The sequence below is a fragment of the Pseudomonas sp. Sample_24 genome, assembly GCF_004307605.1.
In the GTDB taxonomy this organism is placed as follows: domain Bacteria; phylum Pseudomonadota; class Gammaproteobacteria; order Pseudomonadales; family Pseudomonadaceae; genus Aquipseudomonas.
Genome location: NZ_RCNW01000170.1, coordinates 1 through 13,275 on the forward strand (window position 1 = coordinate 1; position 13,275 = coordinate 13,275).

The following is a 13,275-nucleotide window of genomic DNA, read 5'->3' on the forward strand; positions in this document are numbered from 1 at the left end:
TGGTGAACCAGGATCAGAAGATCGCCGGCAACGACATCAAGCTGGGTATCCCGACCAAGATCCCGACCAAATCGAGTTCTGGGGCCAAAACGATGCCACAAACGCCCACTCAACCACAGGGTTCTCAGGCCGTACCGCGGGTGGATGAAGAGCTCTTTACTTCCGTGGTACCAACCGGCCCTCTGACTCTGCCTAAAACAGGCACCTCCACTTCAGCCCCCCTTATTAAAGGGCCCGAAGTGAAGCTGCCGGAGCCGACGCAACGACCAGGGCCGTCCATCAGCGCCCCTACGAGCGAAGAAATCGCAGGGCTTCCGCCCAAAACCATCACAGTGAAGCCCAAGGCGCCAGTGTTGACCCCTGAAGATGACCTAGATATCCCGCGACCAGGGGCGTCCATTAACGCCCCTACGAGGGAAGAAATCGCGGGACTGCCGCCCAAAACCATCACAGTGAAGCCCAAGACGCCAGTGTTGATCCCTGAAGATGACCTAGATATCCCACCTATTAGCAAGCCGGCTTGGACAGTCGCCGCTCGAAATGAATATAAACGGCCTACTTCGAGAATCAGCGCAGAGCCTAGAGGTGGTGTTTTTACCGTCAACAAAGGCGCGACAGCACCCACCGCTCAGCCTGGCGCCCTGGCTCGCTTTGATACCCAGGCTCCCACAAAGGGTCTACAGGTAATGAAGCCTGGAAGCGCTAATGACAGGTCGGGAAAGATGATCTATGACAGTCGTCAAGCGTCCGCTCCGGTCAGCCGTGATGACCAAGCCATCATCAATGGCTCTGCGTCGCCTAAAGAATCGCTTACTCATGCGGTAGGAAACGAACCCGCACTAGCAAAAACTCCTGTGGATGTGGAGGACGTCACGATCGATTTTGATCGCAAGTCAGCTTCTGCACAGACGCCCAAACATATACCTGCGCTGTCGGAAGACGCCCAGCAGCCGGAGGGTCCTTCCTTAATTCAGACAGCTGGGTCTCAATCAATAGATGCTCGCGAATTTTCAGCCGCAAGCCTACTAACGAAAACGGCTAGTGAAAAGCTCTCGGTGGGCGAAAAATACGATACTCGGCTCATTGTCAAACTAGAGTCAGATCCAGTAACCAATCGGGCGGCGCAACGCATTTACGACAAGCATCCCGACAACAGTGTAATTGTCGAACGTAATGCTCAAGGTGAGCACTCTATCGTCACCGGGAACCCACAAAATGTTGCAGGCAAAACCAAAGTGGAGTTGGTGGGGCATGGCGATGCCGCCCCATCTGAGGCAAAAACTATGGGCGGTCTGGATGCGCATGAACTGGCCAACGAGGTTATTAAGGTCACTGAGAAGGGAGGCATCCATACAGGTGATACGCTGGATGTGCGTAAGGTGACCGCGGTCGGTTGCGATACGGGAGGGTGTGCTGCGAATGGGTCGAATTTGGCCGGTCGAATAGATACCTCGCTGAAGGCGCAAGGTATTGAAATGGCGGTGCCTGTTAAAGGTTATAAGGGGCTGGTTGACGTAACGGAGGATGGTCGGAAGCGGTCTACGGCGGACGGTGGGCTGGGTAAACGTCGAGTCGAAGAACCATTGGCGCCCTCGCTAAAAGAAGACCTTCAGGTCAGCCTACCAAAAGACGACAGCAGCGCTCATCGAGTTCCTTACGCATACAATGAAGTTGATCTTCGTGATTTTAAAAAAGCGGCTCCAGGACAATGGTTTATCGGCGTAGTTAATACGTGTGACACGCCAACAGTCTGTGTCTCTCCCGTTAACATATTTGAAGCAAGAGGGACTAAAATGGATGCTGATGTTTTAAACAATAGGTCCGCGCGAGGAATGAATAGATATGCATCGGGCGCACCTGGTGAGCGAGATGGAGTAATGACGCCTTTTGAAAGCTATGAGGAAGGGAATTGGCTGAGCATGAGGCCGGTAGGCCAAACGCATCACACTGCCGTTATGCTAAAGAATAACTTAGATGAAAAGGACTCCTATGGATTTTCGTTGATAAAAGTAAACGACAATTTTGCTCAATTGAAATTTGGGTCGACCTCATTAAACACAAAGGAAGGGGCGTATATATCTCACAGCTTTTCACGGGCTACATTCAATAACAAGCCAGGATTTACGCCAGGCACGACATTGATGCCTGCGAATATCCAAGATCAGGTGACATCGCTATTGAAGAGCCCACCCTACTCAATTTCTCATATCGCGAGGTCACAAGATTAAAATGGCAACCCTTGTGGATATGACTGATACACGCATTAGCCCGCTCGCGGCTTAGTAAGCGTTGGCCGGAGTAGCTGTTTGTTTCTGGCAACTTCGGCCAACGCCAACTTTGAAAGCGACGAGTCAATTCAAAAGCTCAGATACCGCATGCCACACTGATGTCTTCACGGAATTTCAGCGTCACATAGACCCAAGATGCCGATTGAGTTAATGATGTTACGCTAGCAAACCATCAAAAATCGGTGTTCTTATACGTTATATTATTAACTGCCTTCCGTTTTTGGAGATTTGTTTACAGTTTTATCCAGTCTGAGTGCCGCTGCAGATAGAACTCAGTCTCTCGGCGCCCGATGGTCTCTTTGTAGTATCTGCAACGAGTCCAATATCACCGCATATTTAACTCTCAGCGTTTATCCAAGGCCTGCTGATTTTCTGAGCACCCTGCCTTGTTGATCGGCAATTAGGTCAAATATAGTTACCACAGCGCGCGCATGAGATCTGCTTAATAAGTGCTCAAATTTTGCCTTTTTCGAGTCGTCGCATTTGAAGGATTTACCTACTTACTCCTGCCAATGACTCAGATTTAATTAGACCTGAGAAAGGCAACCGTACAACGCTCCTCCCTCACGTGTACGGGCTATATGGGTCGTTCCTGTATGAACTGTCGTTCTTTGCTCAAGCGATACCACACGGTTTAGCCCGTATCTTCCCCTCAAAGGATACGGGCTTTTTTTCAGGCATGGCGCCATGTATCAAACGTCCGCAGCGCGTAGGGTCAACCCATCAATCTGATTCAAGGGCTGACAAAGGGCAGCTATCTTCGCGATGACTTCAGCGAATTATCACGAGCGTCATTCGAAACTGTTGATCCCAAAAAGGGACATTGAGCCAGAAGTAGTATGATCGAAGGAGATATAGCCCTTGCAGGGCTCATCACCCGAGTGCGGCGGAGCTGGATATGACCGTAACGCGTAAGCCGGCAAGAGCGCGACCCTCATCACCGGCAGCCAGGGCGCTCTATTGGTCCCTCTGTCCTCGCAAGGAGGTTCACGGTTCCTTGTGACTGTACCATTAGAGCGTGACCTGGCATCTGTTTTTAACCAAGCTTATGCAGCAGCTGTTGATGTGTTTTTTTTCGAAACGAAAAGCTCATTCGAGCTAGACATGTCGCTAGAGAGTTTTCTTCCCCCCCTCCTCCACAGCATGGAAGTTTTGGTGACGCCACTAAGAGATCGCTGATGGATAAGCATCTACATTATTGCTAGGCACGGTAGCAGAATCGCAAGAAAAAAGATCATATTGGCATAGAAAATGACTGATTTTCGACTAACGAAATTTCAGGCGGATTCTTATGATCAGTTCCCGCAATTAATAATGAGATAATTTTGTGCATACCATGCTTACTAAAATGACTCTGCCTGTATTGATCCTTTTGTCAACCCCTACCTGGGCGAACTCTTTCACCTTAACTAGTGCTGACATTTCTTCAGGAAAAACCATGAACCGGGCCCAAGAGTTTCAAGGCTTTGGATGTAGCGGAGGCAATGTATCGCCTCAGCTCTCATGGAGTAACGCACCTAAAGATACCGCAGCTTTTGCAGTGTTTGCTTACGATCCCGATGCACCAACGGGGAGCGGATGGTGGCATTGGCAGTTAATCAATATTCCTAAAGATGTAACCACGTTGGCCGCAGGTGTCGGCAATCCCAGCGCAAAGGCAATTCCGGCAGGTAGTATCAGTACCAAGAATGATTATGGCGTCGTTGGCTACGGTGGGGCTTGCCCTCCTCAGGGGCATGGAGCTCATCGCTACCAGTTCACAGTTTATGCCCTATCCAAAAAACTAGAGCTCCCGAAAGATGCTTCCGCTGCACTGACGAGCTATATGGTCCGCGCTAATTCAATTGCCTCAAGCACAATCGAAGCTTTATATGAAAAAAACTAAATTTTGATTTGGGCAACTGCTCATTATTAGCAATTCGTTACAACAATAGCTCCTGGCGTCCATAGCTGGCATGGGGGCACAGAAATACGAATGCTCTTCGAACCATCGAAGAGCATTTATGCTTTGCGTGCTGATAAAGAGTTATCTTTAGTAGTTCAGGCTTGGGTATTTAGCGTCGTACACAGTGCGACATCATACGTATAATTGCATGCGAGACGGGAATGGGTGATTTTGTATATTCAGCACCTTCAAGAATTAGACTTTTGGCCTTGCACGGTCGAGGCAGCAATGCTGATATATCGAATTTGCAGCTAAGAAATCTCGGGCTGTCCGAAGACGAGTTTGATATTTGTTTCATGAACGGCCCCATAGCTGTCGATAAGCCGGGGCCAGGTGTCGAAACTCTCGGGGATCGGATGACCGGGCCTTGGTATTCCTGGCTTCCTACCTACAAAAGTGAGCCCGAGGCTAACGACTTAGCCAATGCGATTTGTGATGCTATTTTGGCGGTCTTATCCACTGTTGAAAAAGAAGGTCCATTTGACGGAGTTTTCGGGTTTAGCCAGGGCGGAGTAATTGCAAGCCTCGTTAATGGTTTACCGGAAGATACCGCGTTGCTGTCTGCATTACAGCGTCGTTCGAAAGGAAGACAATTTTCGGCTTTACAGAATGGCGCGCCCTTTCGCGCAGCTATCATTGCGTGCGCGGCAGCATCAATGCCCCTATCTGAACTTCGGTCAAAAGCGGGACTAGGACCGGCTCCTTGCTGTAACTCTAAAAGTGTTCACCTCATTGGACGTCACGACGAGAATAAAGCTTGGTCTGAATCCCTTGCTCTTTCGATGAATTCGACAGTGACAGCGATTTTTTATTTAGCGAGCGGGCATGAAATCAATCAATCCCAGCGATCTGACGTGGAGCTCATTAATCATATACGTCAGTGTTTTTTGCCCGTTGATCAGAAATCACTAACCAAGCCCCTCACACCCAAGAATGTCGAATGGAGACAGTCAAGTGATCGCAGCTTTCGTGTCATGGCACGCGACGTTCAACTGTCTGCAGTAAAAGTCGAAACACAGGGACTGTCAGAAACCTTCGTTGAAATGCTTGCGTCCCCTCCCTCCAAAGCGCCTTTTCTGCGAACAGCCAGAGAACGCAATCCCAACGTTTACACCACTTATGGCCAGGTGCTTGAATTCTGCCGGCCAGGGGGAGAAGGTGATCTCAGACGCCTCGGCGTTCTGCCAGGTGAAGTCGTGGCCTATCTTGCTCCACCAGGTGGAACCGCGGTTGGCGCTGTCGCGTTTCTCTCTATTGCATCTCAAACGTGTGCTGCCCCGCTTACTCCCCATATGAGCAAAGCCGATGCCCTCGAAGCGCTTGAGCAATTCGGGGCAAAACATGTAGTGTTGTTTGGTGAGCCTACGGCTTCTGAAGTCCGAGCTGCCTGCGTTGATTTTGCAGCAAAAAATGCCGCGGTGCGTATTCACCATGCAGAACACTCCGAAAGCAACTCACCCGGCTTGTTCCGTTACAAAGCATCGATATCAGAATTTCAACATCTTCCCATATTGATCAATTCGCCAATGGCGAATTGCTTGCTGCTTCGCACCTCGGGAACGACGTCTACGCCAAAAGTTGTACCGCTGCGTCAACGAGATATGGCTTGGAATGCTGCGATCTTAGCCGATGGCATCGGGATCAATGGTCAGGATGTTGCATACAGTGTTATGCCCCTGGACCATATCGGAGGACTCAGTGCCTCTATCCTATGTAGCGTTGCGGTAGGCGCATCGGTTACCTGTGAAGGACTGTATAACCCGCAGGCTATGGTAGAAGCGCTCATGCACTCTTCGCCCAAACCTACGTGGTATTCAGCAGTACCGACAATCCACAATGCCACCGTTCGATACCTCCAAGAACACGCCATACATTATCTGGACCAAAACGGTCGATGGCATGGCCATGATCTTCGTATCATCCGGTCCGGAGCGGCAGAGCTCAAAGAGCCTGATCGCCTGGCTATCGAGCAGATTTACGGATGTGAGGTCGTTGCGACTTACAGCATGTCTGAACAGATGCCGATTTCCCAACCAGCCAGAAGTCAAGAAGGAGCGCCTCAGTCACCTGGTTCGGTCGGTGTGCCGGTGATTGCATCTGTTGCAGTCGTGGATCCTATAACATTTCGTCCTTTGCCTTTTGGCGAAGCAGGCGAAGTCGCTATCTGCGGCCCCACCGTTTGCACGGGGTATCTAGATAATCATGAGGCCAACCAACAGTCGCGATTTCTTTTGAAATCATATGAAGATGAACACCTTCATTATTGGTTTTTAACCGGTGATTTAGGGCAACTTGATGCTGACGGGACACTTTCACTGCGGGGCCGCCTAAAAGAACTCATCAAGCGAGGCGGTGAACAGATTTCACCCTTCGAGGTGGAAAGCGCCTTGACCCAGCACCCGTGGGTCAATACGGCCGTATGTTTTCCTGTCCCGTCTGACCTTTATGGTGAAGAAGTGGGGTGTGCATTGGTGCTTGAGTCTACGATCTCTGCGCAAGTCACGCATCATAACGCAGTTAAAGAAATGACTGCATTCCTTAGAACCACCGGGTTAGCTCGTTACAAATCGCCCAAGTATCTCAAACTTGTAGCGGACGAAGAGCTACCAAAAACGGCAAGCCGGAAATACATACGTAATGGTTTGGCGCAAGTACTACAGCTGCCTAATGCGAATTCAGCGAAGCAATCGCCCTCTGTAACTGATGCGACCACTCAAAGACAGTCAATAAACAGGGTTGAGTCTGCTCATGGAGGCCCGAAAGTTGATTGGGAAACGCTAGCAGGGTTCAGATTCTTGTTAGCATGCTATGTCATGTTTATGCATATTGGCTCCGATGAATCATGGGGCGCCTTTGCAAATCTTAGGCAATTTCCCTGGCATGTGCATGCGTTCTTCGTAACCGCTGGGTTTTCATTGGCAATCGTTATGCCATCCTTGATTAATCGCAAAAAATCATTTGTATGGGCTCGCATAAAGGCCATGTATCCGCTTTACGCTTTAGCCCTATTTTTTGCGTTGATCAACTTGCTACCACACTGTCAGCCATCCACATTCTCTCCGGTCTTCCATTGGAACTCCCAGCCGGGAGACATGGGGCGAATGTTTTGTGAAGGCACGCCTCTACTGCAAGAGTCCTGGGCGGCCAATCTGCTCGCGACAATAACAATCTATCTTACAGGATTGTCGGCCACACCACTTTGGGGAGCATCGTGGTTCATGGGATTTTACCTATGGTTCACCTCTATGTATTTCCAATGCTTGCTGATTTTCCCCAGCATATATAATCTGCTGTATAAGCTGCGAAAAAAGACGAAACCATTATTATTGTTGAGCCTATTGGGCGTTAGCCTCAATGTGCTGATATTATTAGGTTTTTGGTACGGCTATGCAAAAAATGCGACTGGCTATGGCTTTTTTGACCAATCAACGGGTGAAAAATTAATCCCTAGCGCTCAACAAATGGATTCTGCGGACACTGATAATGCGGTATTGCTTGGATTCTACTTATTCTCACCATTTTGGATGGTTTACTTCGTGGTGGGCATGTGCGTTGCATTTTTATTTGATGCTGTTCGGCCCTATAATCAGGCACGTGCCTACTTATGGGGCTACGTCGCCGACGCCATAACCCTGTTGGTTGTCGCAGTCAGTACCGCGCATATCCTTCAGGGTTATATACCTCACGGATCGGCTGTTTCGCAGGCTTCTCTCGACACCTTTTTCCTACGTCCCGAAGCCGCTAATAATTTTGCAGACCCAGGCATCGTTAACAGAATCTGGGACGAAGTCGCCTCTCGGCTATTCGCACCCATTACATTGCTCTGGCTTTTTGCTCTAAGTACGGGGCAAGGTTTAACAGCAAAAATCTTACGATCGAATGCTATTTCTCAAAGCTTGGCCCCAGCAACTTATGCATGCTTTCTGTTTCATCAGGTGGTGGGACAGTGGTACTACGCCATTACGCGAAATGGCGAGTGGTGGAACTGGTGGAGTTATCGTAAAGATTTTTATTGGTTTAGCCCCCAGCCTGTCCCTGTGGAATGGTATGAATATTTCTATCTCGTCGGACTAGTGGTTATATTTGGAAAGCTCGTACAGCCTTGCGAGCCATTAATTAGACGTGGCTTTCAAAGCATGAGCATGCTCCTGGCAGGAAATAAGGTTCAGACAGAACATTCAAGCGATACATTGTCAGAAGTTTTGAAAATCATAGAACGCACAACAGGGATGGAAGCTAACCCTGATTTAAGCTTAGAGGAGTGTGGCTTGGCATCTCTCGGTGCTGTGCAATTTGCCAGTGCTCTGCGGGCTGAATTTTCTTCGGAGACGGTCAAAATTGAGCTGTCCGTATCGGACATCATATCAGCAGCTGATATTCGTGCTATTGCGTCTATTGTCGATGCCGCGAGGATACAGGCGCAACATCACGTAACTCAAGTTGTTTCTATGTCATAAAAACTACTCAACCATTTAAATTACCTGGGCAGTCTCGACGTTGACTCGATGGCTGGCCTGTTTGTACGAGAAGGAGAGTTTTTAGATGAAGGCATCGCCGATAACCATGCAGGAATTGAAGCATTTAGTGAAAAGGGTATCCCATGAAAATAAACCCTTGCCATTTTCGGTGCTTTCATCGTTCAAAGAACAGCGAATATTAAACGTCCCCATTCTTAAGCCGCTATTAATAGTGGTGCTGACCGGCGTTAAAGTGCTTGGGCAACAGCCCGAAGCCACTTGTGCGTCAGGCAACTTCTTGTTTTTATCGAATTCGTCATGCGCCGACATGAGGAACATTCCTGACGGCGAATACTTTGCCATTCTGATAGAGTTTGAGGTTGAAGACTTTAACCAATTTACGTGCAATGACGCCCCCCGCTTGACTTATTTTACAGGGACCGTGCCGGAGACTTTAGTTAAGGCCCTTAATCAATACGTAGAATGGTCCTCGTTGACCCCAAAAGAGTTATGGCATGCTCGACGAAAAGAAATTCTTAATTTGCTGTACTTAAGCGGCCATGAAGAAATCGCTAAAATTTCGGGCTATCCGAGCTTAAGCCACAAGCTGCATAAAATTATAAGCGAGGACGCTAGTAATGATTGGAGTGTTAATTATCTAGCCAACAAGCTCGCAGTGAGCCAGTCTACGCTGCGCCGGAAATTACGTGCAGAAGGCGGCGATATCAAAACGATTGTGAATCAGGCGAGAATGAGTAAAGCTCTTTTTTTGGTCCAAACGACAATGGAATCAATTGGACACATTGCGGAGCGTTGCGGGTACAAATCGCAATCTCGGTTCACTATGAAGTTTAAAAGTTCTTTTGGTGTAACCCCCACAAGCCTGAGAAATACGCGACTTCGGGGCTAGGTGACATTGATGCGAACCGATAAAGTAACACTACGAAGATTATCGAATATCCCGCTAGCGGTTGGTAACGCTGGCGAGGAGTATTATGTCTCCTTTCTGTGCTTCGCCGGCAGCACAGGGTGAGCGATTCGCTAAAATATTTACAAGCCGCCCAGTATTCAAGACATTCAGCAGCATCAAGTCGTTTAGGGGGATGACGTAACGACGTTGACGTTCCTTGTACATCAAAAAGGAAATGTGAAGGCGGCCGCGTTGAAGTCGCTGCAAGACTTAATTTTAAGGATCAATAATTCGATGCCATGTATGAAAAGAACATTTGATATTCAGCCATTCGCTGCGGACTTCTGCGTATTCATCAACGGTCAATCAATTCCGGCGGCTTCTGGCGAAACTGTTCTGACCGTTATTCAAGCTCTGGGCATTCGCCAATTGGCTCGCAATGACCATGATCAAACTAGCGGTGCCTATTGTGGCATGGGGGTATGCCAATGCTGCCTTGTGAAAATCGATGGCCGCCACAAGAAACGCGCCTGTCAGACGCTGGTGCGTGAAGGCATGTCCGTGCAAACCCTCGTCAACCGCATTGCTGGGCAGGAGATTGTATGAGCTTGCGACCGGTCATTGTCGGGGGAGGCCCCGCAGGCATGGCGGCGGCGATTGAGCTCGCCAAGCATGGCGTACGTACCACATTATTCGAAGAAGCCTCACGACTGGGTGGGGTGGTATATCGGGGGCCGCTTCGCGAAGGTGTGCAAATGGATTATTTGGGGCCGCGCTATACGCAAGCGCTGCTCAAATTGCACCAAGAGCTTCAGGTTTATTCGGATTTTATAGAGGTGCATCTCAACCATCGAGTGGTCGGCGCTGAAGGCAGTCGCTTGTGGGTACTGGATGACGAAGAGCACTTGCGGGAGTACAAGTATCCGCAATTGGTACTTGCAGCTGGCTGCCACGAACGTAGCGTGCCGTTCCCTGGCTGGACATTGCCTGGGGTCATGCTGTTGGGCGGCTTGCAGCTACAAATCAAAAGCAGCGTGGTTAAACCACAAGGACCGGTTGTGATTACTGGGACCGGTCCCTTGTTACCCCTCTTGGCTTGTCAATTGCTCGCTAGTGGAGTCACAGTCGCCGGGGTTTTCGAGGCGTGTTCGTTCGGAAAAATCGCTAAAGAAAGCCTGGCATTTTTGAACAAGCCGCAGCTGTTTCTTGAAGGCTTGAGCATGCTCACTTTTCTCAAAAGGCATGGCATACCTATTCAGTACGGTTGGGGCATCGTGGCGGCCCACGGGGGCAATGAGTTAAGTTCAGTCACCGTGGCACCTTACACCCGCACTTGGGGGGCCGATCTGAACCGCACTCTTCACATTCCCGCCCAAACCCTTGCTGTGGGCTACGGTTTCATTCCACGGACTCAACTTAGTCAGCAAATGAACTTGCGTCATGAGTTTAGTGACGATGGATGCCTGCGTGCCGTGACCAATATTTGGCAGCAAAGCAGCGAACCTCACGTACACCCGGTCGGGGATATGGCAGGTATTCGTGGAGGTGAAGCCGCAATGCTCACGGGAAAAATAGCGGCGGTGTCGATCATGCTTCAACGCGATGTACTCGACTCAGAACTGGCCCTGAAGTTACGTAGCTACTATTTGACCAAACTCGAGGCGATCGTACGGTTTCGCGCCGCTATCGATCGATACACTGCGCGGGGGGCCGGACAAGCTGGACTGCCTGCCAGTGGCACAGTTATTTGTCGCTGCGAAAATACCACCCGGGGTGAAATCGACAAAGCACTTGAGCAAGGTGTTCAAGACCTCCCTAGCTTGAAAATGCGCACGCGTGTTGGCATGGGCGATTGCCAGGGAAGGATGTGCGTCAGCTACTGCACTGACCGCTTGCGTGAAACCACCGGGCGCCAGAACGTGGGCTGGCTGCGCCCGCGCTTTCCAACCGATCCGATTCCCTTTTCAGCATTTAAGTCATTCGACATTGAAGACCACATGCCATGAATAAGTTTTATGACGTAATCATTGCTGGAGGTGGAGTGATTGGAGCCTCTTGCGCCTACCAGTTATCCAAACGTAAAAACCTCAAGGTCGCATTGATCGATGCTAAACGACCGGGCAATGCAACCCGCGCGTCGGCAGGCGGTTTATGGGCAATCGGCGAGTCAGTGGGGTTGGGTTGTGGGGTGATTTTTTTTCGTATGATGTCGGCTAATCACAAACGCAAAGCCCTAGGTTCGGCAGTCGTTGTGGATGCCCAGACCCCGCACATTTTACCTCAGGCATTTTTTGAGTTGGCCCTACAGTCCAACGCCATGTATCCGGCTCTGCACAAAGAGTTGCGCGATGATCACGGTATGGATTTCAAGTTCGAGCAGACCGGTCTGAAATTTGTGATCTACGACGATGAAGACCGTCTCTACGCCGAACACATTGTGGCGTGTATCCCCCACCTGGCGGATCAGATTCGGTGGCTGGATCAGGCCACGTTACGCAGAGCCGAGCCGAACATTAGTCACGAGGCCAAAGGTGCATTGGAATTTCTCTGTGACCATCAAGTCAGCCCGTTTCGGCTAGCCGATGCCTACACGGAAGGCGCAAGGCGGAATGGGATAGATCTGTATTTTAACACCAACATCATCGATGTATTGCATGAGGGATCGCGCGTCAGCGGTGTGCAGACCACCGAAGCAGGGGTGTTCCATTGCAGCACCTTGATCAATGCGGCAGGCGCCTGGGCGGCGGATCTGAGTGAAATGGCGACTGGACAACGAATTCCGGTGAACCCCGTGAAAGGACAGATCTTGCTGACGGAGCGTGTGCCGAAGATACTCCAGGGCTGCCTGACCACGAGCGACTGTTACATGGCTCAAAAGGACAATGGCGAGATTTTGATTGGCAGTACCACTGAGGACAAAGGGTTCGACATCACAACTACCTATCCGGAAATCGCAGGCTTGGTCAAAGGCGCAGTGCGTTGTGTTCCCCAGTTGGTCGATATAAACCTCAAACGCACCTGGGCAGGATTGCGTCCAGGATCGCCTGATGAGTTACCAATTCTAGGCCCCATGGTGGGGGCAGAGGGCTATCTCAACGCTTGCGGCCATTTTCGCACCGGAATTCTGACATCGGCGATTACGGGAATACTGCTGGATAAATTAGTTAACGACGAGGCATTGCCAATGGACATAACGCCCTTCTTGGCAAACCGTTTCAATGTTTTCGAGAAACCGGCCTAGCGAGCATTGCGGATTAGCCAACGGCTTCGACTGATGGTCGCGTGTATGTGCCTGCGGCTTAAGACACGCGTGAATTATTCAGCGGTGTGCAATGCCTCGGCGAGGCGCATTAGCAACGAATATCGAACAAACTTTACGTCTTAAACGACGATCCGAATGCCTCATGACTTAACTGCACACAAAATAACGTGCTCAATTCCGCCCCTAAAGCCATACCGGTGAGAAAAAATGCATTACGAGAAGCACGACGATTCACAAACGCCTCATCATAGTCAAATAACTCAGAAATCATAGCGAATGACTAAGACCTTCTATTTTGAAACACCTCCTCCGGTGATTATCCACCCGTGCCGTCTGCATTCAAGCGCGACAGGTACAGGAGCTGCATGCAAAATAAGTGAAACATTTTTCTTATAGATACTGAAAGACAGCGT

The 13,275-nt window shown here is 49.8% G+C and carries 7 protein-coding genes; all 7 read left to right on the forward strand.

Going from position 1 to position 13,275, the window contains the following annotated elements; translation table 11 throughout:
- Positions 1 to 2,228: C80 family cysteine peptidase (locus tag D8V06_RS08915; RefSeq protein ID WP_130908587.1), on the forward strand; the 2,228-nt coding region annotated here is incomplete at its 5' end.
- A 1,498-nt stretch (positions 2,229 to 3,726) separates the two neighbouring features.
- The gene (locus D8V06_RS08920) at positions 3,727 to 4,173 is read left to right on the forward strand and encodes a YbhB/YbcL family Raf kinase inhibitor-like protein (RefSeq protein ID WP_241667799.1); all 447 of its coding nucleotides are present in this window, start codon (positions 3,727 to 3,729) and stop codon (positions 4,171 to 4,173) included.
- A gap of 221 nt (positions 4,174 to 4,394) precedes the next feature.
- A complete protein-coding gene (locus D8V06_RS08925; RefSeq protein WP_130930816.1) occupies positions 4,395 to 8,690 on the forward strand; it encodes an AMP-binding protein in 4,296 nt (1,431 codons plus the stop codon).
- An 85-nt stretch (positions 8,691 to 8,775) separates the two neighbouring features.
- Positions 8,776 to 9,600 (forward strand): helix-turn-helix transcriptional regulator, encoded by an 825-nt coding sequence (locus D8V06_RS08930; protein ID WP_241667800.1) that lies wholly within the window; start codon positions 8,776 to 8,778, stop codon positions 9,598 to 9,600.
- 294 nt (positions 9,601 to 9,894) lie between these two features.
- Positions 9,895 to 10,206 carry a (2Fe-2S)-binding protein gene (locus D8V06_RS08935; RefSeq protein WP_130904962.1) on the forward strand — a complete coding sequence of 104 codons (312 nt, stop codon included), beginning with the start codon at positions 9,895 to 9,897 and terminating at the stop codon, positions 10,204 to 10,206.
- A complete protein-coding gene (gene hcnB / locus D8V06_RS08940) occupies positions 10,203 to 11,606 on the forward strand; it encodes a cyanide-forming glycine dehydrogenase subunit HcnB (RefSeq protein WP_130908589.1) in 1,404 nt (467 codons plus the stop codon). The genes D8V06_RS08935 and hcnB overlap by 4 nt, the downstream gene beginning before the upstream one ends.
- Positions 11,603 to 12,841, forward strand: coding sequence for a cyanide-forming glycine dehydrogenase subunit HcnC (hcnC, locus tag D8V06_RS08945; protein ID WP_130904960.1), 1,239 nt, complete (start codon positions 11,603 to 11,605; stop codon positions 12,839 to 12,841). Before hcnB ends, hcnC begins: the two co-directional genes overlap by 4 nt.
- Positions 12,842 to 13,275: the final 434 nt, after the last annotated feature.